Source organism: Streptomyces sp. JLBJ103 (assembly GCF_058215575.1).
Map to the genome: position 1 here is coordinate 7,170,109 of NZ_CM177089.1, position 18,772 is coordinate 7,188,880.

Annotated in this window: 17 protein-coding genes; 8 read left to right on the forward strand and 9 right to left on the reverse strand. The window is 68.9% G+C overall.

The window, feature by feature from the left end; translation table 11 throughout:
* Nucleotides 1-59: 59 nt before the first annotated feature.
* Complete coding sequence (locus AC4BEG_RS31425) at nt 60-458, forward strand: winged helix-turn-helix transcriptional regulator (RefSeq protein ID WP_490703043.1); 399 nt, start codon at nt 60-62, stop codon at nt 456-458.
* A gap of 1 nt (nt 459) precedes the next feature.
* Here AC4BEG_RS31425 and AC4BEG_RS31430 read toward each other — a convergent pair whose 3' ends face one another.
* The 3 genes from AC4BEG_RS31430 to AC4BEG_RS31440 all read right to left on the reverse strand — a co-directional run bounded on the left by AC4BEG_RS31430 (nt 460) and on the right by AC4BEG_RS31440 (nt 2,996).
* Nucleotides 460-1,794, reverse strand: coding sequence for a phosphatase PAP2 family protein (locus tag AC4BEG_RS31430; protein ID WP_490703044.1), 1,335 nt, complete (start codon nt 1,792-1,794; stop codon nt 460-462).
* Between the two features lie 244 nt (nt 1,795-2,038).
* Nucleotides 2,039-2,455 carry a VOC family protein gene (locus tag AC4BEG_RS31435; protein ID WP_490703045.1) on the reverse strand — a complete coding sequence of 139 codons (417 nt, stop codon included), beginning with the start codon at nt 2,453-2,455 and terminating at the stop codon, nt 2,039-2,041.
* Between the two features lie 166 nt (nt 2,456-2,621).
* Nucleotides 2,622-2,996, reverse strand: a complete 375-nt coding sequence (locus AC4BEG_RS31440; protein ID WP_490703046.1) for a hypothetical protein — start codon at nt 2,994-2,996, stop codon at nt 2,622-2,624.
* Nucleotides 2,997-3,324: 328 nt separating this feature from the next.
* Here AC4BEG_RS31440 and AC4BEG_RS31445 point away from each other — a divergent pair, with 328 nt between their 5' ends.
* Nucleotides 3,325-4,269: a DUF5996 family protein gene (locus AC4BEG_RS31445; protein WP_490703047.1), complete on the forward strand. Its 945-nt coding sequence runs from the start codon at nt 3,325-3,327 to the stop codon at nt 4,267-4,269.
* 104 nt (nt 4,270-4,373) lie between these two features.
* The gene (locus tag AC4BEG_RS31450; RefSeq protein WP_490703048.1) at nt 4,374-4,874 is read left to right on the forward strand and encodes a winged helix-turn-helix transcriptional regulator; all 501 of its coding nucleotides are present in this window, start codon (nt 4,374-4,376) and stop codon (nt 4,872-4,874) included.
* Between the two features lie 51 nt (nt 4,875-4,925).
* On the opposite strand, the gene AC4BEG_RS31455 is transcribed toward AC4BEG_RS31450, so the two are convergent.
* The 3 genes from AC4BEG_RS31455 to AC4BEG_RS31465 all read right to left on the reverse strand — a co-directional run bounded on the left by AC4BEG_RS31455 (nt 4,926) and on the right by AC4BEG_RS31465 (nt 7,889).
* Nucleotides 4,926-6,173, reverse strand: coding sequence for a pyridoxal phosphate-dependent aminotransferase (locus AC4BEG_RS31455; RefSeq protein WP_490703049.1), 1,248 nt, complete (start codon nt 6,171-6,173; stop codon nt 4,926-4,928).
* Nucleotides 6,174-6,292: 119 nt separating this feature from the next.
* A complete protein-coding gene (locus AC4BEG_RS31460) occupies nt 6,293-7,048 on the reverse strand; it encodes an SDR family NAD(P)-dependent oxidoreductase (RefSeq protein ID WP_490703050.1) in 756 nt (251 codons plus the stop codon).
* A 58-nt stretch (nt 7,049-7,106) separates the two neighbouring features.
* Entirely contained in the window at nt 7,107-7,889 is a 783-nt protein-coding gene (locus tag AC4BEG_RS31465) for a TioE family transcriptional regulator (protein ID WP_490703051.1), read from the reverse strand.
* Nucleotides 7,890-8,063: 174 nt separating this feature from the next.
* On the opposite strand from AC4BEG_RS31465, the gene AC4BEG_RS31470 reads away from it, so the two are divergent.
* Nucleotides 8,064-9,053 (forward strand): ATP-binding cassette domain-containing protein, encoded by a 990-nt coding sequence (locus AC4BEG_RS31470; RefSeq protein ID WP_490703052.1) that lies wholly within the window; start codon nt 8,064-8,066, stop codon nt 9,051-9,053.
* Nucleotides 9,050-9,874, forward strand: a complete 825-nt coding sequence (locus AC4BEG_RS31475; RefSeq protein ID WP_490703053.1) for an ABC transporter permease — start codon at nt 9,050-9,052, stop codon at nt 9,872-9,874. The genes AC4BEG_RS31470 and AC4BEG_RS31475 overlap by 4 nt, the downstream gene beginning before the upstream one ends.
* 42 nt (nt 9,875-9,916) lie before the next feature.
* Here AC4BEG_RS31475 and AC4BEG_RS31480 read toward each other — a convergent pair whose 3' ends face one another.
* Together AC4BEG_RS31480 and AC4BEG_RS31485 are read right to left on the reverse strand one after the other, a co-directional pair.
* On the reverse strand, nt 9,917-11,086 hold the full coding sequence (locus AC4BEG_RS31480) for a MalY/PatB family protein (RefSeq protein ID WP_490703054.1): 1,170 nt from the start codon (nt 11,084-11,086) through the stop codon (nt 9,917-9,919).
* Nucleotides 11,083-12,987: a B12-binding domain-containing radical SAM protein gene (locus AC4BEG_RS31485; RefSeq protein ID WP_490703055.1), complete on the reverse strand. Its 1,905-nt coding sequence runs from the start codon at nt 12,985-12,987 to the stop codon at nt 11,083-11,085. Before AC4BEG_RS31485 ends, AC4BEG_RS31480 begins: the two co-directional genes overlap by 4 nt.
* Nucleotides 12,988-13,346: 359 nt before the next feature.
* Here AC4BEG_RS31485 and AC4BEG_RS31490 point away from each other — a divergent pair, with 359 nt between their 5' ends.
* Genes AC4BEG_RS31490 through AC4BEG_RS31500 form a run of 3 tightly spaced genes read left to right on the forward strand, consistent with a single transcriptional unit; the run spans nt 13,347 to nt 16,855 of the window.
* Nucleotides 13,347-14,033, forward strand: coding sequence for a class I SAM-dependent methyltransferase (locus AC4BEG_RS31490; protein ID WP_490703056.1), 687 nt, complete (start codon nt 13,347-13,349; stop codon nt 14,031-14,033).
* 41 nt (nt 14,034-14,074) lie between these two features.
* Nucleotides 14,075-16,114: a KedN5 family methylcobalamin-dependent radical SAM C-methyltransferase gene (locus AC4BEG_RS31495; protein ID WP_490703057.1), complete on the forward strand. Its 2,040-nt coding sequence runs from the start codon at nt 14,075-14,077 to the stop codon at nt 16,112-16,114.
* A 45-nt stretch (nt 16,115-16,159) separates the two neighbouring features.
* Nucleotides 16,160-16,855, forward strand: a complete 696-nt coding sequence (locus tag AC4BEG_RS31500) for a tryptophan 2,3-dioxygenase family protein (protein WP_490703058.1) — start codon at nt 16,160-16,162, stop codon at nt 16,853-16,855.
* Nucleotides 16,856-16,916: 61 nt separating this feature from the next.
* Here the strand turns inward: AC4BEG_RS31500 and AC4BEG_RS31505 are convergent, their stop codons facing one another.
* A complete protein-coding gene (locus tag AC4BEG_RS31505; RefSeq protein ID WP_490703059.1) occupies nt 16,917-18,719 on the reverse strand; it encodes a non-ribosomal peptide synthetase in 1,803 nt (600 codons plus the stop codon).
* Between the last annotated feature and the right edge of the window lie 53 nt (nt 18,720-18,772).

Below are 18,772 nucleotides of genomic sequence, written 5' to 3' on the forward strand. Positions count from 1 at the left end.
AGTGTTTCGGAAATCGAAACGCCAGGCGCTGTGGATCTGTAGAGCGCAGGAGGACCGCGATGGTCACACCGACACCAGGACGGCCGGTGCGTGGCTCGACCACCGGACGCCCTCTCATGGCCGCGCTCGATCTGTTCGGCAGGCGATGGAGCCTGCGAGTGGTGTGGGAACTCCACGAAGGCGCCCTGGGTTTCCGTGCCCTCCGTGGACGCTGCGGCGACATGTCCTCCAGTGTGCTGCGTCAACGCCTCGTCGAGCTGATCGAGGCGCGTCTGGTGCACCAAACCCCGGACGGCCACTACGCCCTCACCGCGCTGGGGCGACAGGCTCATACAGCGCTCAGCCCCCTCGTCGACTGGTCGGCCACCTGGGCCGCCGAACTGGCCGAGCAGTCCGTCGATTCCGGCACGCGCGCGTCAGATACCGCGGCGGAGCCCCCACACCCTGATGCCACGTGACTCACACCAGTTCGGGTTGCGGTTCCGGTTGCAGCGATGGTGCGGTCTTGCCTTCGCACAGTTTGGTGGTCCGCACGTAGCTGTAGATCACTGAGGCCAGCGCCAGAAGGAGAAGGGGGCCGAACACCCACGGATGCTGGGCCATTTCCATCGGCAGATAGCGATAGGACACCAGGAGCGCGGCGAAGACCGTTGTGCCGTAAGCGACCAGCTGGATTGCTGACCGGTCCCAGCCACGGTCGAACGCGCGCAGCGCTGCCTCGATCGTGAGCGTGAACACCACACCGGCAATGAGATCCACGCCGTAGTGGTAGCCGAAGCCGAGCGTCGCGCTGAGCGTGGCGATCAGCCAGAAGGTGCCCGCGTGGCGCAGAATCCGTGGGCCCGTTCGGGAGTGAATGAAGATCGCGGTAGCCCATGCCGTGTGCAGGCTGGGCATGCAGTTGCGTGGGGTGATCCCGTCGTACGGCATCGGGTGCGGGATGCTGATCGGCGGCGGTGTGTGCGGCCACAGGTTGGCCGCCGCCCATTGCACGCCGCCGGTGCCGGAGGTGCCCGGGCCGTAGGCGAAGATCGGTCCGACCACGGGGAAGATCATGTAGATAGCCGGCCCGACAAGGCCGATCACCAGAAAAGTGCGCAACAGATGATGGCTCGGGAAGCGGCGCTCGACCGCCACGTTCCGCAGCTGGTACAGCGCGACGACGACCGCGGCCACCGCAAGCTCACCGTAGACCAAGTCATCGAGAACAAAGGTGCTGATCGGGTCGGTGGCCTTGACGATCCGGCCCACCAGCCACGACGGATTGCCCAGCGCGTGATCGGCGGTCGCCACGTACTGGTCGAGCACCGTCGGGCGGGTCTTCGCCGTGATGAGCAGCCAGGTATCGCCGGTCTTACGGCCGGCCACCAGCAGCAGACCCAGCCCGACGCCCTTCAGCAGCAGAGTACGTTCCTGGCCCGTGCGGCGTGTGATCGCGATGACCGCATAGCCCAACATCACCCACAACGCGCCGTTGCCAAAAGATTCGCCCTCGGGCACCTTCGCGTCGACCGCCCACCGCACCAGCACGAAGACGACGTCGATGCCGATCGCGACACCGGTCGCGATGAACCGTTGCCGCCAGGTGAGCACCACCATCATCAACGCCAGACCGCCGTACAACGGCCCGGGTTTGGGCGCGAATATCACCTCTCGCGCCTGGTTGGTAATCGGCCCCGGTTGGCCGCCGTAGCGACGCGCGGCGATCTCCAGCGCGATGAGCAATGCGAGGGCCGCCACACCCGCGGTGGCCCACAGGATCGCCCGTGGTTGACGCCACGTGGCGAACGTCATTTTGTGGCTTATTCGCGAAAACACCCGCGATGCTATAGGTATCAATTGTTTGGCCGATTTGTTAGTTGTTAGGTGAAGAGGTCATGCCGGATGGTGTGGCTTTCCGGTGAAGGGCGGGCGAAGGTGGTGCTCGTCCAGGGTCCGATCATGCCATTGCGGCGGTACGGCCGGCTTCGCTGGAAGACGGTGTTCGGACAACGCGTCGGCGACGATCCTGTCGGTCGCCGACGCGTCGATGTCCGGATCAGGTCTGCCGCTCGTTGATGTTGACCATCCACATGATGCCGAACTTGTCCGTGCACATGCCGAACACGTCGCCCCACATCTGCTTTTTCAGCGGAACGGACACGGTGCCGCCGTCGGACAGCTTGCCCCAGTAGCCGCGCAGTTCATCCGCGTCGTCGCCACTCAGGCTCACCGCGAAGTTGTTCCCGGGTTTGTGTTCGGTGCCGGGCGGATTGTCGGCGCCCATCAGTGTGAATCCGCTGGGGGTCTCGAGCATGCTGTGCATGATCTTGTCGGCGTATCCGGGTGGCGCCTCGGAGCCGAAGGCGCCGTAGGTGTGGACGGCCAGGTCGCCGCCGAGGGCCTCTTTGTAGAACTCCATGGCTTGCTTCGCTTCGCCGGAGAAGCTGATGTACGGGTTGAGGCGAGAGGGCATAATTTGCCCCTTTCGTTACGAATGGTTGACGCGGGCAGCCTACGTGCCTCAGAAGCGAAGCCGGACGACCTGAGGGGCGTGGTCGCTCGCCTGGGTGGTCCCCCTGATCGTCGATCAGGGAACGTCGAACCCCGGCGCGAGATGTGCGCCGGGGTTCGATGGCAGGTCAGGAGGACGTGGGGGACAGGTGGAGCTTGGCCTTGTGGCCGGAGACCGACTTCACCCAGATCGTCAGGTTGTTGAACGTGATGGTGCCGCCCGGACTGGTGGTGCCACTCAGGTGCGCTCCGTCCGTGGTGACGGTCGCCATCTTCACGGAGTGGGAGCTGATGTGCGTGATCTTCAACGTGTCGAATCCGAACGTGCGGCTGTTGACCTTGATGGTTTTGGGCGCCGATACGGTGGTCTTGCACCGCCCGTCGTAGCAGGGGCCGCTGGCAGCGGCAGACGCCGCCGGTGTCATCAGGCCGAAGCCCAGTGTGCCCGCCATGGTCAGTGTGACGGCAGTCGTCGCGGCTCGTCGGCGCATGCCCGTATTCATCAGTTGGACCTCCTGTTTTCAAGGGTTGATCCCCGCTGAACTTTTCTAACCCGCCGGTCCGGGGACCCCTCCCGAACGGCGCGCGCGATGCGTGTGAAGACCCCGGTCGGCCTTGTCGGCGAACGCCTCCGGCGGCAGCGGCGCGACCAGCGGGGCGAGACGTGGCGGACCACGCGAATGACCCAGGCCCAGGGGTCTGACCTGGGCTTTTGTTGCATAGTGCCGGGTGGTTTTGCGCCCGCCAGGACACGGGTACTCGACCGTCCCGACTGCGAGTCGACCGGAACCCCATGAACGGCGAGACGCGCGAGACCCGCGGGGAGGCGAGATGGCCGAGCAGACGACACAACGGGCCGGTGCCTGGCCCCGGCTCCGCGTGGCGGACTGGGCCGAGGCCCGGGAAACACTCCACATGTGGACCCAGATCGTCGGCAAGATCCGGCTGGCCCACGCCCCACTGGCCAACCACTGGTGGCAGGTCACCCTGTACGTCACCCCGCGAGGGCTGAGCACATCCGCGATCCCCTACCGGACCGGTGCGTTCGACATCGAATTCGACTTCATCGACCACCGGCTGCGCATACGCGTCAGCGACGGAAGCAGCCGCGAGCTGGCGCTGGAGTCCAAACCGGTGTCCCAGTTCTACGCCGAGGTCATGGGGGCCCTGGGAGAACTCGGCGTCCAGACCCGCATACACCCTCGCCCGAACGAGGTGGACCCGGCGATCCCGTTCGCGGAGGACCACCGCCACGCGACATACGACCCGCACGCCGCGCACCTCTTCTGGGGCCAGCTCACGCGGGCGGACCGGGCCTTCGAGGAATTCCGGTCCGAGTTCGTCGGCAAGGCCAGCCCCGTGCACTTCTTCTGGGGCTCCATGGATCTGGCCACCACCCGCTTCTCCGGCCGCCCCGCACCACCCCATCCCCCCGACGGCATGCCCAACCTGCCGGACTGGGTGACCAGGGAGGCCTACTCGGTCGAACTGTCCAGCTGCGGCTTCTGGCCCGGCGGCGGCGAGGAGGGCGCGTTCTACGCCTACGCCTACCCCGAGCCGGCCGGTCTCGCCGCCCGCCCGATCCGCCCCGCCGCCGCGTCCTACCAGCGGGAATCCGGTGAATTCGTGCTGCCCTACGAGGCGGTCGCCACCGCCCCCGATCCGGACCGGGCGCTGAGTGAATTCCTGCACACCACCTACGCGGCAACCGCCGAACTGGCCCACTGGGACCGCGCGAGGTTGGAAGCAGGCCCCCACCGTTGGGAACACCACTGACTTCGCACATACGTCGGATACTGTTCCGACCGAGTCAACAGGTTGGGGACAGAGTTGTGTTGGGGCCCCGCCACGGTGTCAGAACCTGGGCGGAGGTGGTCGGAGTGGAGCCCAGGATCAAGGACTGTCCGCTGGCCAGGACCGTGCTCGCCGTACAGCAGTGGTGGACGCTGGAGCTGCTGCACGAGGTGTTCGACGGGTTCACCGAACCCGGTGAGATCCGGGAGAACCTCGGGCTGTCCAACGAGGTGCTCGCCGGGCGGCTGGACGCCCTGGAGGATCGGGGGCTGCTGGCGCGGGCGGATGACGGCCGGTACGGGGCGACGGAGCTCGGGTGGTCGCTGCGGCCCGTCATCCTGGCGATGGCGGCGTGGGGCAATCGTGGGCTCGCCGCCCGTGAGCGGAGCCTGATCCTGGTCGACGCCGCCACCGGGGCGGAGGCCGAGCCCGTGGTGGTGGACTCCGTCAGCGGCGTGCGGGTGGATTCCGAGGCGTTCCGTTTCACCGCCGGGCCCGCGGCCAGCGAGCCGCTGCGGATCAAATACCGGAAGAAGGGCCTGTTACCCGGCAGCGGTGACGCCGCCCCGCCTCGGCATTCCACCTGAGCCTGCCGCCGGGCGGGCGCGGCCGGTCACCGACCGCTCGCGTCCGCCGCGCTACCGCTGCGCGGCGAAGTCCACCAGCGCCCGCACGCCCGCGCACAGCAGCTCGCGATCGCCGCAGATCGCCACCCGCACCAAGTGCCGCGCCATCGGCAGGGACCCTATCTCGGTCACCCGGCCGGTGTCGTCGACGACCGGCCGCAGGGCGAACCCCGTCGCGGGTGCCACCGCGACATCCGTCGCGGCGAGCAGCCCCTCGGCGAAGGTGTTCGCGTCCATGCCGGTGCGTCCGACGTCGAGCAGTGCGTACCAGCCGCCGGCCGGCAGCGCGTTCAGCAGCCCCGCCGTGACCAGCATCGGCAGCGCCTCGTCCCGCGCCGCCCGGACCATCTCACGGTGGCGCCGCACCGCGTTGTGCGCGTCCAGCGCGGCCAGGCCCGCGTACTGGACCGGGGTCGCCGGAGCGATGATGCTCGCCTCCTGGACGACCCGCAGCGCGCTCGCGGTGACATCGTTGGGGGTGACGACATAGCCGAGGCGGCACCCGGTCATCGCGTAGCTCTTGGAGAAGCTGTACGTGCTGAACACCCGCCGCCGGTCCGGTGGCAGGTCCCGCTCCAGCGAGGCCAGCGACACATGCTGTCCCTCATAGACGAAGTGTTCGTACGCCTCGTCGCTGATCACGTACCAGTCGTGCTCCTCGGCGAGCGCGAGCAGCCGCCGCAGCTCGGCCTCCTCCAGTACGGCTCCGGTGGGGTTCGAGGGTGTGTTCACCACGATCGCGCGGGTGCGCGGCCCGGATACCTCCGCGAGCCGCTCGATGTCGACACCGAGGTCGGCCCGGAGCGGATAGAACACCGGGCGGAATCCGGCCAGCAGCGCCTGCTGAAGGTGAATCGGCCAGTGCACCTCCGGCAGCAGCAGTTCGGCGCCCGGCGTGGCGATGGACTGAAGCAGCGCGGCGAGGCCCTGGCACGAACCCGGAGAGACGAACACCCGGTCGGGGGTGGTGTGATGCCCGTTCTCCGTCTCCAGCTTGGCGGTCAGTGCCTCCCGGAGCTGTGGCATGCCTTCGGCCGACGTATAGGAGGTGCGGCCGTCCGTGATCGCCTTGGTCAGCCCCTCGGCCACCTCTGGCGGCATGCGGAACGAGGGCTCGCCGACGTGCAGTTGGTTCACCGGGCGGCCGGTCTCGCGCTCCAGGGCATCGGCGGCGCGGAACACATCGTGCAGGCACGACGGTGGGATTCCGGCCGCCGGTGGGAACTCCGCCGACGCTGATGCTGGCGCCGATGCTGCCATCGTGTTCTCCCTCTCCCGTGAGTGGCCCCGTTCGTGCCGTGCCGCGTCCGTGGCGTGCTGTTGCGTTCACGCCTTCGCCGCACTGCTCCTCCGCTGTGCCGCGCCGCCCGCGCCCGGTGTCACGTCGTTCTGCCGCCGTCGACCGGTACGAGCGCGCCGGTGATCCACCCCGACATGTCGTCGTCGAGCAGCAGCGCGATCCACCTCGCGACCTCGTGGGGTTCGCCGAACCTGCCCAGCGGGGTCGACGCGAGCAGGTCCGCGCGCAGCGTCTCCGTCTGCGTGTCGGTGAGCCCCAGATCGGCGTACATCGGCGTGTCGACCGGACCGGGCAGGATCGCGTTCACCCGGATCCGGGGCGCCAGCTCCCGCGCCCACGAGCGGGTGAGGCTGTTGACGGCGGCCTTCGTCGCGCCGTACAGAGAGCGGTTCGGCATCGCCAGGGCGCCACCGACCGACGACACGTTCACCACCGCGCCACGGTGTGCGCGCAAGGCGGGAAGGCAGGCCCGCAGCGTGTTCACCGGGCCCCGGAGGTGCACCGCGAACATGGCGTCCAGGTCGGACAGCGAGGCCGAGTCGATCGGTGCGAAGCGTGCCAGACCGGCATTGTTGACGACACCGGTCACCGGGCCGCAGCGTTCGGTCAGAGCCCGCACCGCGGCCTCGACCTCGGACGCGGAGCCGACGTCGGCGGGCAGCGCCACCAACTCACCTGGTGCGGAACTCAGTTCGTCGCGCAGTGTGTGCAGGAGCTTCTCGCGCCGGCCGATCGCCCCCACCCGCGCGCCCGCCCGGCACAACTGCTCGCACGCCGCGCGGCCGATGCCCGAGCCGGCGCCGGTCACCACGACAGTCTTGCCGGACACACTCATCCGCGCACGCTCCTCGCCTGCGGTTGCCCCGACGCTTCGCCTGCGGCCGGCCGTCTGCCTACGACTCTGTCCCAGAAGCGTCGGTACCTCGGCGTGCCTTTCGGAAATCCTTCGTACCGACCTTCGTGCCGACGTCCAGCAGCTCGACATACCGCGCGACCAGGACGGACGCGCTCAGCATGGCGAGCCCGCGCGTGGTGAGGCCCTGCCGCCAGTCGTGCAGGGCGGCGTAGAGGGCCTGGGTACCCCCAGCCGTCCGGATCTGCTCGATGATGGTGCGGATGTGGTCGAGCCCGTGCCCGCCGCGCCGCAGCAGGAGCGTCAGCTCCGCGTCGCGCAGGTCGTCGGGGCCGTACGAGCGACGTCCGGAGACGGGTTCGCGCCGCGGTGTGAGGATGCCCGCCTGCTCCCAGTTCCGCAGGGTCGCCGGGGTGACGCCGAGGCGGCGGGCGAGCTCCCCGATGCTGAACGCCGCGCCGCCGGTGGGGGGTTGAAGGGCGGTGCCCTCGGCGGGTGCGAGATCCTGGAGCGCTTCCTCGACCGCGTCGAGCGTGCCCCGGTCACGCAGCAGCTGGGCGTGGCCGCGGTCGATGGCCGTCAGCGCCGCGTCGATCCGGCCCGTGTTCAGCGCCCGCATGATCTGCCCGCTCACCGCGTACCCCTGGGCCGGGATGAGTGCCAGATAGGCGCGCAGAGCCGCCGCGTGCGCCGCGGTGTAGGTGCGGTAACCGCTCGCGGTGCGGTCGGCCGGGGGGACGCAGCCGTCCTTCTCGTAGTTGCGGACCGCCTGGGTGGAGATGCCGTGCTCACGCGCGAGGTCGACCGGGCGCAGATGTCTCATGGATTGAAACTTTACCCCCAGGTCTCCGCCAATTCTCGAGGCCATCGGCGCAAAAGTTTCAACCGACTTTTCAGGTGTACGCTCAAAAGCATGTGAATCCCGGCGTCGGCGGAGGAAGTGCGCGGCGCCGGAATTCCCACCGCCGACAGGTCGATCCCGGGAAGGACCATCGGAATGCCGACAGCCATCGAAGTGGCTGGACTATGCAAGAGCTTCGGCTCGGTGACCGCACTCGATCACCTCGAACTCACCGTGCCGGAAGGGACGGTGCACGGCCTGCTGGGGCCCAATGGCGCGGGCAAGACCACCATCGTCCGCGTCCTGAGCACCCTGCTCACGCCGGACGACGGAAGGGCCGAGGTATTCGGCGTCGATGTGCGCAGAGATCCACGACAGGTGCGCCGCATCATCGGCCTGACCGGACAGTACGCCGCGGTCGACGAATTGCTGACCGGGCGCGAGAACCTGGTCATGATCGGCCGGTTGTTCCGGCTATCCAGGCCCGCCGCGAAGACCCGCGCCGACGAACTGCTGGAGCGCTTCGACCTCGGTGACGCGGCCGACCGGCCGGCGCGGACGTACTCGGGCGGCATGCGGCGCAGGCTCGACGTCGCCGCGAGCCTCATGGCCCGGCCCCGGCTCATCTTCCTCGACGAGCCGACCACCGGGCTCGACCCGCGCAGCCGGATGGAACTGTGGCGGATCGTCCGTGAGCTGGTCGCTGAGGGCACCACCGTGCTGCTCACGACGCAGTACCTGGAAGAGGCCGACCAGCTCGCCCACTCGCTGTCGGTGGTCGACCATGGCAAGGTCATCGCCAGCGGCACCCCGGACCAGCTGAAGTCGCAGGTGGGCAACGACTGGGCGGTGGTGACCCTGATCGACACCGCCGACTTCGACACGACCACCGAACTCCTGCGGGACCAGCTGGGCGCCGGTCTGGCCGCCGACCCGGAGACGCTGCGGGTGCAGGCGCCGCTCTCCGACGGCGGTTCGCTGGCCGATCTGCTGCACACGCTCCGGGAGTCCGGCGTCCAGATCGGCGATGTGTCCGTACGCCGTCCGACGCTCGACGATGTGTTCCTCGCGGTGACCGGACATGCCGCGCATTCCGCTGATCGGGAGACCGACGAGAAGACCGGGAAGGACACCACGTGGTCATGACGTCCGCGGCCTTGACGCCCGAAAGCAGCGCGGTGGAAGCGCGACCGCAGGGCGGGGTCTCCTGGTGGTTCTCCGACCTGTGGGAAATGACGCTGCGCAACATCAGATATCTGGTGCGCAGCCCGGAGATGGTGCTGTACTCGCTCCTTCAGCCGGTGCTGTTCATTCTGCTGTTCGCGTATGTCTTCGGCGGCGCGATCGAGGTCGGCGGGGATTATGTGCAGTTCCTGCTGCCCGGCATCTTTGTCCAGATGGCGCTCTACGGATCGGCCACTGGCACCACCATCGGCGTCGCCGCGGAAATGCGCACGGGGCTGATGGACCGCTTCCGGTCGATGCCGATGAGCCGCACCGCCGTACTCCTCGGCCGTACGGTGTCGGAGGTCTTCCGCACCGTGGCCTCGCTGGCCGTGATGGTGCCCATCGGTCTGCTCATGGGCTTCCGTTTTGAGAACGGCTTCCTGCCCGCGCTGGGCGGCATGCTGCTGTTGCTGCTGTTCGGCCACGCGGTGTCATGGCTCGGCGCCTGGATCGGTCTGTCGGTGCACAGCGCGCAGGCCGCCCAGGCGGCGGGCGGCGTGTGGGTCTTCCCGTTCGTGCTGATCTCCTCGGCGTTCGTGCCGACCGAGACGATGCCGGGATGGCTCCAGGTGTACGCGGCCAACAGCCCCATGACCACGGCCGTGAACGCGCTGCGCGCGCTGTTCACCGGCGGGCCCGCGGCGAGCGATGTGCTTCAGACGGTCGCCTGGTCCCTCGGTCTGATGGTGGTCTTCGGCTGGCTGTCGATGCGCAAGTTCGAGTCGCTGACGGCGCGTTGACCTGCCGGGGCGCGGCCGAAAGCCGCGCCCCGGACCCGCCTGTCAGCGCTCGGACAGCACCCGTGCCACCGCCTCCCGCATCCGGCGCAGCACCTCGTCGAGGATGTCCGGCGTCGTGGCGAAGTTGAGCCGTACGTGGCCGAGCCCCTCGGGGCCGAAGTCGCCGCCGCGGAAGAGCATCACCCGGGCGTGTTCCGTGAAGAAGCTCGCCGGGTCGTGACCCAGGCCGAGCGGACGGCAGTCCAGCCAGGACAGGAAGGTGGCCTCCGGCAGGTGGCGCACCACGCCCTCGGGCAGCTCCTGGTGCACCCGCAGCCGATTGCGCGCGATCACCTCGCGGACACCGTCCAGCCAGCCGTCGCCGGAGGTCCACGCCGCCTTCAGCGCCGTCATGGCCAGAATCCCGACCTGGCCGAACAGGATGCCGCGATGGGCGTCGACGGCCTCGCGAAGCCGCGGCACCCCGATATGGGCCACCGCGCAGCGTGCTCCGCCGAGGTTGAACGCCTTGCTTCCCGAGGTGAGTGTGACGGTGTGCGCGGCGGCGTCCGCGGAGAGCGAGGCGAACGGGATGTGCCGGTGGCCGTCGAAGACCAGGTCGGCGTGGACCTCGTCGGAGATCACCAACAGGTCGTGCGCGACGGCCAGTTCGGCCAGCGCCTCCAGCTCGGCGCGGCGGAACACCCGCCCGGTCGGATTGTGCGGGTTGACCAGGAACAGCGCGCGGGCCCCGGCCCGCACCTCGTCGGCCACCCGGCCCAGGTCCAGCTGCCAGTCCCCGTCGCGGTGCACGACCGGCACCGGTCGCGGCGGACGCCCCAGCTTGACCAGGACGTCGGTGAAGGGCGGGCAGGCAGGGGAGTGCAGCACCACCGGGTCACCGGTCTCCGTGCCCAGGTGCAGCGCGACCTGCATCGCCTGATTGATGTCGGTGAAGGTGCGCACATGCGTCGGATCGGCGGCGAACCCGAAGCGGCGCCGCATACGGTCGGCGAAGGTGCGCCCCAGCGGGCCGCCGTCGGACTCGTCGTACCCCGACGGATAGCCCAGATCGGTGTCCACGCGGTGCAGCAGGGCCTCCCGCACGGCGGGGGCCACCGGGAAGTCCATATCGGCGATCCACGCGGGCAGCACTCCGTCCGCCACGCTGCCCCACTTCTCCCCGTCCCTGACCCGGAATCCGGCCAGGTCCACCGAGTCGAGGCGGGTCACACGCCCACCTGCCCCTGGTCGAGCGGGACCGCCGCGCTGTCGTTCCGTGTCGTACCCCAGCGGTGGTCGGTCTCGGCGTGGATGTACCAGAGGTCCTCCTCGCTCAGCGCGACGGACACCACGCCCGGGAACGCCTCCTCGAAATAGGTGTAGGGCTTGCGGTTGTCGAGATTCGGCGAGTGGTAGTCCAGCTTGTCGACCATGCCGTGGATCCTCGTGATCGGGGTCGCCGGGTGGTACGTCAATATGTTGGGGCTGGCCAGATCGATCAGTTTGTCGGCGATCAGGTTGCTCACCCCGGCGATCGTCTCGTCGATGCTGGCCCGGGTCTCGCCCTCCAGGCCGAACAGGACGGACGTACCCACCCGCAGTCCCGTCGACTTCACCAGCGACACCGCCGCGCGCACCTTCTCCGCCCAGCTGTGCCCCTCCACGCGCCGCAGATTCTTGTGGATCTTGTCCATCACCTGGTCGGACATGCTCTCGATGCCGATGTAGACGTAGCTGCACCCGGCCGCGCGCATGATCTCCAGGGCCCGCCGGGACTCCTCGAGGGAGTGCAGGGCGACCAGGACGTCCACGGTCAGCTGCGCCCCCCACTCCAGCCGGCCGAGCCGCTCCACATCGGCGGCGGTGGGGAGGAGGCGGCGATGGTGCTCCGCCAGTTTCCCGGCCGGTGTCTCGCGGACCCGGCACAGCTCCTCACAGAAGTCGACCACATCGCGGTAGGTGCCACTCCAGAACACCGAGTCGTCGAAGAACAGCGCCTCCGCGCCATAACCGACGTACTCCACCACGCGGTTGACGCCCGCGGAGGTCTGGCGGAACTTCTTCAGGCCGCCCGCCAGCTTCGCCGTCTCCGAGCAGAAATTGCACTGGTAGGGGCAGGCGTTGGAGACCATCACATGTGCGGTGCGCCGGATCTCGTCGGTGCGCGGGTCGACGAAGATGGGGAACCGGGAGCGGATCGCGAACCCCTCGTACGGCGACGGCAGGGCCGACAGGTCGATCTTCGGGCCCTCCTGCGGATAGGCGAGCGTGGTCTCGGGCGTCAATAAGGTGATCAGGGAGCGGCCGGGCATCGGCTCCTGCTCGGACAACAACTCCTCCAGCAACGTGCGAACCGCGTCCGGCCGGACCAGGTCCGTGTCCAGGTCGACGGCCGCCGCGATGGCCCGCATCAGCAGGTCGAGGGAGTAGTAGGCCTCTCCGGAGATGGTGGCGTCCACGACGGGCGGCACCTTGCCGGTACGGATCACCGACAGCGTGCTGCTCGGGGCCACCATCATCATGTCCTTGCCGGGCAGGCAGGTGATCGTCTCGTCCACGTGTCGCCCGCCGAGCACCACGAACACCCCGGGGACCGCTGCCTTGGCCATCGTGGCGATCTCCAGCGCGTAGCGGTGGGCGGGGGAGACGCTGGAGATCAGCACCACCTTTGGTCGCGCCCGGCGCAGCAGGTCCAGCCAGCGGTTCTTGGCATGCTGGTCCCATACGCGCGGGTCGTAGACGGTCTCGTCGGTGTTCGGGTCGTCGCCGTGGTCCCGGAAGCCGTCGTGTCCGACGGAGAGGCGGTAGGACTGGTCCGGGAACCTCGTCCACCGGGGCGCAAGATCGTTGTAGTGCCGCGCCCGCTCCAGCGGTACGGCGTCGTGGACCGCGTTGTGCACGGCCACCGACAACGCCGCGTACAGGCACATGGGGTCACCGGGGTAGGTGATCTCCCCTTCCGCCTGGGTCATGACCGGTGCGAGCACGGACAGCACCGGGAACCAGCGGTCGGGGCGTCGGCCGTCGCGCAGCTGCTCGGCGAGCCGGGTCCGGCGGCGGGCCCGGCGCTGGGCGAGGTCCGGGGCGACACCGGTTCGCGGAATTCGTCGGACCTCGATTTCCTGATGCACTCGAACTGCTCCCCCTCCACATTTCAGTGTCGTGGGCGCCATGGAACACGCGTGCTCCATGGGGTCTTTGGAGGCTCACTCTCTTTTGCGCCTTTGCACCGCGACGTTCGGCTCCGCATCACCGCATGACGTCGCCAATCCATCATGACGCAGCGGGCAGGCGTCGCCGGAGTTTCGTGAAGGACAGTTGACAGAGTTGATATAAGGGCAGGTCCCGTTGTGCTACCCAAGAATGAGCACGCTCGGGATTGGCGGCCGCATCACGATAAAACCGTGCCCGTCTCGCGTATGACGCTTACCGTGCCCTCTCACGCCCAAGACGGATCTGACTGGCCCACTTTTCTCAGTCGGGAGAGAACATGACTTCATCCGACCTCTTCGAGTCCGTCTATCGCGGTGAAAGCGTGTACGGCAAACGCCCGCCATGGGAGATCGAGAGGCCGCAGCCCGCCTTCGTCGCGATCGAGGAGGCGGGACTCGTCAAAGGTGACGTCTTCGATCCGGGCTGCGGCACCGGCGAGACCTCGCTCTATCTGGCGAGCAAGGGCCATACGGTGACCGGCGTCGACTTCTCGGCGACGGCGATCGCCACGGCACGGCGCAAGGCCGAGGAGCGCGGTCTCGACGTCACGTTCGAGGTCGCTGACATCCTCGACGACGGGGGTAAGAGCGGGCTCTACGACACCGTGATCGACTCCGGTACGGCGCGCATGTTCGACTCCGAGACGCTGGCGACCTACGCGGCGGCGCTGCACCGGCTGTGCCGGCCCGGGGCGTACGCGTATGTCCTCGCCCTCACCCAGAGCGGGATGGAGGACCTGACGGCGCGGCTCGCCGAGGAGATCGACGGCATTCCCAAGGAGGTCCCCAAGGACGACGAGGGCGTCGGCGGACTGAGCCTGACGTTCCAGCACATCCCGGACGGCTTCTCCCGGCACTGGACGGTCGAGTCCGTCACCGACAGCGCGGTGCACTACATCCTCCCGTCCGAGACGACGGAGACCCTTCAACCGGCCTCCTGGCTCTACCGGTTCCGCCGAATCTGACGACACCCGCCGCCTCGCACGGACGACGAGGAGTGTTCATCATGGAGGAATCCGGGCGGCTCTCTGTCCATCTGGTGCAGCAGGGCGTGTGGGACATGCCCCTGGAGTCGATGCCTTTGGCGTCGGGATATCTGAAGGCCTGCGTCCAGACGGACGAGCGTGTCCGCGACCGCGTGGACGTGTCGATCCGCAACTTCCGCGGCGGGGTCACCCTGATGCGGATGGCGAACGAACTGTTCGCCGACGGGGCGCCGGACGTGCTGGCGTTCTCGGTGCTCGGCTGGAACATCCGTGAGTTCGGGGCGCTGGCGGAGACGTTCAAGCAGCTCAACCCGCGCGGTCTGGTGGTGTTCGGCGGCACGCATGTGGCGAACCAGGCGGAGCGCACGTTCCGGATGTTCGACGACGTCGACGTCATCGTGAACGGCGAGGGCGATTTGGTGCTGCCCGATGTGCTGGACGCGTATCTGCGCGGGGTGGAACGCACCGCGCTGGGGGACATCGCCGGCATCACCTACAGGGACGCCGCAGGCACCGTGGTGACGACGCCGCCACGGCCCCGGATTCAGGACCTGGACGTGATTCCGTCGCCGTTCCTGACCGGAGCGATCCCGCTGCTCGACGACAACGACCGGTTCCGCTACGACGTCGCGCTGATGGAGACCAACCGCGGCTGCCCGTACAAGTGCTCGTTCTGCTACTGGGGCGGTGCCGTCGGGCAGCGGGTGCAGAGTTTCTCGCGGGCGCGGCTGCGGGCGGAGCTGGAGCTGTTCGCCCGGCTCAAGGTGCACACCATCGTGCTCTGCGACGCGAACTTCGGGATGCTGCGGGCCGACGAGGAGTTCGTCGACGATGTCATCGACCTCCGCGAGCGGTACGGGTATCCGCGCGCCGTCGAGGCCTCGTGGGCGAAGAACAAGTCGAAGGTGTTCTTCAGCATCGTGCGGAAGATGAAGAAGCACGGCATGCGCAGCTCCTTCACCCTGGCCCTCCAGACGCTCGACGACACCGCGCTGCACCTGATGAACCGCAAGAACATGAAGGTGAACGACTGGGAGGACCTGGCCGCCTGGCTGAACCGGGAGGGCCTCGACGCCTACGCGGAGCTGATCTGGGGTGCCCCGGGGGAGACGGTCGAATCGTTCCTGGAGGGCTACGACCGGCTGTCCCGGCATGTCTCACGGATCGCCGTGTATCCGTTGCATCTGCTGCCCAACACGGACTACGCGGAGAAGAAGGCGGAGTACGGCATCGTGTCCGTGCGCGGCAACGTCGACGACTTCGAGTACATCCTGTCCCACAACACGATGAGCTTCGCCGACAACCGGCGGATGAAGCGGTTCCTGTTCTGGGCGCGGGTGATGGCGGAGAACGCCGTTCTGCGCGGTACGTGGGTGGCCATCCGTGATCTGAGCGACCTCACCCAGTCCCAGGTGCTGACCAACCTCGACGCGTTCGTGCACCGGGTCGACGATCCGGCGGCGCAGCCGCTGCGGGCCTGGGTCGCGGAGGCGGAGAACAGCAACACCGCCTGCGGCGACGCCATCAAGTACCTCTTCGGCGACCCGGTGGCACGGAACCTGCTGAAACGCTGGTGGACGGAGTCGGTGCGTCCGCTGCTGCCTGAGGAGCGGGGGGACCTCTTCGACGAGGTCTTCCGGTACGACCTGCTCACCCAGCCGTACTACCACCACCCCGACGCCCCGAGTCGGCCCGAGCGCCTGGACACCGAGACCATCCGTGGCGAGCGGTATCTGCGGCGCGGCGGTGTGACGATGCGTTACGACGTGCCGGCGCTGCTTGTCGCGCTGCGGACGAGGCAGGTCACACCGGCGGAGCTGACGGCCCGTGAGCACACCGTGGACCTCTTCTACCGCCAGGGCGCCGAGAACTTCATCGGGTCCACCAACCATGAGGAGGTCGTCCACTTCGTCGGGCTGACCCGGGACGAGGTGGAGGCGGCCGCCGCCGTCCGCGCGGCGAAACGCGACGCGGAGGACGCAGACGAGGACGCCCAGCAGGTGCGGGGCGGCCGGCAGGGCCTGTCCCTCACGCTCAGCGAGCACGGCGGCTATTCGTGAACGGTCCCCGAAGCGACCGGAATTGACCAGCGAGGAAGCGGTGTCTTGACCACTCTGACGTATACCGACTATTTGCAGATGGAGACCCTGCTCTCGTTGCAGGAGCCGCGGATTCCGGCGACAGCGGGCCGGGCGGCGGTACTGGCCGAGCAGTTCTTCATCATCACTCACCAGTCGTGTGAGCTGTGGCTGAAGCAAGTCGGGGCGGACCTGGGCGCCGCGGCCGATGCGCTCACCCCGCCCTGCGACGTCGACGACCTGGAGTCCGGCGTCGAGTTCCTGATGCGCACGGGGGAGATCCTGCGCGTGCTGCACGGTCAGCTGCTCGCCCTGGAGAAGCTGCCGGTCCAGTACTTCGCCGAGTTCCGGCCGTACCTGGGTACGGCGAGCGGCGCCCAGTCGGCGCAGTTCCGGCAGCTGGCGCGGCTGCTGGGCGGCGATCAGCATCCCGGCAGTCTGTACCAGGTGTTCGTGGCGGCGGCCGCGTATCACGGCCGGACGGTTCCCGAGGTGTGCCGGCAGGGCGTGGGAGCCGGGGCGCTGCACCGCATCGCCGAGGCGCTGATGGACATCGGCAACGGCTACTGGCACTGGAAAGTGACCCACCTGGCACTGATGTCGAAGATGGCCGGCAACCGCCAGGGCACCGGCGGCACGAGCGGCGTCGACTTCCTGGCCCGGCGGGTCACCATGCCGTTCGCCGAACTGCGCGGGCTGCGAAGCCAGTTGCATGACGGCTGAGGCCGTACGCTGAGGGCCGTGCCGGGTGCGCACGGCCCTCTTCGCGGACGGACGCTGGCCTTCACTCCTGCCGGGCCGCGTCCACCAGGTCCGCCAGTTCGGCCAGTGTCGCGGCCTCGAATATGCTCCGCATCGGGATCACGACGTCGAATTCCTTGCGGATCTGGCGTGCCAGCATCGTCGCCAGCACCGAGTGGCCGCCCAGCTCGAAGAAGTTGTCCTGCGGCCGTACCCGCGGGACCCCGAGGATCCGCCGGACGAGCTCGCACAGGTCGATGTCCCCGGAGGCGGCCGCCTCCGCCGCCGGGCGCCCGGCGCGGGCGGCGGTGAGGGCCGCCCGGTCGACCTTGCCGTTCGGGTCGGTGGGGAAGCGGTCCAGGACCACCACGGTGGACGGCACCATGTGCTCGGGCAGCGACCTGGCCACGTACCGCCGCAGCTCCGCACCGTCGGCACCGGCGCCGGTGGATGTGGTCACGTACCCCATGATCCGGGCGGTCGCGATATCGCCCTCCACCACGACACAGGCCAGGTCCACGGCCGGGTGCGCGGCCAGCCGAGCCTCGATCTCGCCCAGTTCGATCCGGAAGCCGCGGACCTTGACCTGGCTGTCCACCCGGCCGGTGAAAAACAGCTCGCCGTCCGCGCGGCACCGCCCCCGGTCGCCCGAACGGTACATCCGGCTGCCGGGCGGCCCCGCCGGGTCGGCCACGAACCGTGTCGCGGTCAGCCCTGGGTGGTTCAGATATCCGCGCGCCAGGCCAGGGCCCGCCAGATACAGCTCGCCCTCCTCCCCGCCGCCGACGAGGGACAGCCGCTCGTCGAGGACGCGCACCGCGCTGCCGGGGAACGGCCGGCCGATGCCGATGTCGTCGGGGTCCGAGATCCGCCCGATGCTGCTGCCGACGGTCACTTCTGTGGGGCCGTAGCCGTTGAACATCCTCCGGCCCTCGGCCCAGGTGCGCACCAGGGAGGGGGACACCGCGTCGCCGGTCGACACCAGCGTGCCGCCCGGCAGGACATCGTCGGCGTCGGTGACGCTCAGGGCGACCGGCGGCAGGGTGGCATGGGTCACCCGCCGCTCGATCAGCGTGTCCCGCAGCGGCTGGCCGGGAAGCAGGTCGTCGGCCGCCGCCATCACCAGGGTCGCGCCGTTCAGCAGCGCGAGCGAGATGTCCCAGAAGGCGGCGTCGAAGCTGATCGACGCCCACTGGAGCACGCGGTCGCCGGGGCCCGTGCCGATCTGCTCGCGCTGACCGGCCACCAGGCCCGCGACGCCGCCGTGCGTCACCGCGACACCCTTGGGCCTGCCGGTCGACCCCGAGGTGAACACGATGTACATCAGATGGTCGGGACGCAGCGGCGCGCGCCGCTCGGCGTCGGTCACGTCGTGGCCGGGACGCGCCTCCCACTCCGCCCGGACATCGGGGTCGTTGATGACGATGCGCGGCATGTCGGTGCCAGGCGTGGCGAGTTCCGCCTCCTTGGCCGTGTGGAGCAGCAGCACCGGCCGGACCTGCGCCACCATGTGCGCAAGCCGTTCGGACGGATAGGCGGGGTCGAGCGCGAGGTAGGCGCCGCCCGCCTTGAGCACCGCCAGGAGCACGGTGATCAGGTCCTCGGACTTGGGCGCGGAGACCGCGACCGCCCGGTCGGGGCCCACCCCGCGGTCGATCAGCCACCGGGCGAGCCGGTTGGCCGCCGTGTTCAGCTCCGCGTAGCTGACCGCCGTGTCCTCGAACAGCACGGCGGTCCGGTCGCCCGCCCGCGCGGCGACCGTCTCGAACAGACGCGGTACGGTGCGCGGCACCACGTCCGGCGCGCGGCCGTGCGCCGCGCCGTGCCCGTCGACGTCACGTGTCATGGGACCTGGTCCTCCGTTTCTCCCGACCATGTGGACTGTGCGCCGCCCGGGGG

Coding starts and splice junctions, on each gene's coding strand:
- AC4BEG_RS31425 (WP_490703043.1), top strand. CDS start 60: ATGGTCACACCGACACCAGGACGGCCGGTGCGTGGCTCGACCACCGGA.
- AC4BEG_RS31430 (WP_490703044.1), bottom strand. CDS start 1,794: ATGACGTTCGCCACGTGGCGTCAACCACGGGCGATCCTGTGGGCCACC.
- AC4BEG_RS31435 (WP_490703045.1), bottom strand. CDS start 2,455: ATGCCCTCTCGCCTCAACCCGTACATCAGCTTCTCCGGCGAAGCGAAG.
- AC4BEG_RS31440 (WP_490703046.1), bottom strand. CDS start 2,996: ATGAATACGGGCATGCGCCGACGAGCCGCGACGACTGCCGTCACACTG.
- AC4BEG_RS31445 (WP_490703047.1), top strand. CDS start 3,325: ATGGCCGAGCAGACGACACAACGGGCCGGTGCCTGGCCCCGGCTCCGC.
- AC4BEG_RS31455 (WP_490703049.1), bottom strand. CDS start 6,173: ATGGCAGCATCGGCGCCAGCATCAGCGTCGGCGGAGTTCCCACCGGCG.
- AC4BEG_RS31460 (WP_490703050.1), bottom strand. CDS start 7,048: ATGAGTGTGTCCGGCAAGACTGTCGTGGTGACCGGCGCCGGCTCGGGC.
- AC4BEG_RS31465 (WP_490703051.1), bottom strand. CDS start 7,889: ATGAGACATCTGCGCCCGGTCGACCTCGCGCGTGAGCACGGCATCTCC.
- AC4BEG_RS31470 (WP_490703052.1), top strand. CDS start 8,064: ATGCCGACAGCCATCGAAGTGGCTGGACTATGCAAGAGCTTCGGCTCG.
- AC4BEG_RS31475 (WP_490703053.1), top strand. CDS start 9,050: ATGACGTCCGCGGCCTTGACGCCCGAAAGCAGCGCGGTGGAAGCGCGA.
- AC4BEG_RS31490 (WP_490703056.1), top strand. CDS start 13,347: ATGACTTCATCCGACCTCTTCGAGTCCGTCTATCGCGGTGAAAGCGTG.
- AC4BEG_RS31495 (WP_490703057.1), top strand. CDS start 14,075: ATGGAGGAATCCGGGCGGCTCTCTGTCCATCTGGTGCAGCAGGGCGTG.
- AC4BEG_RS31505 (WP_490703059.1), bottom strand. CDS start 18,719: ATGACACGTGACGTCGACGGGCACGGCGCGGCGCACGGCCGCGCGCCG.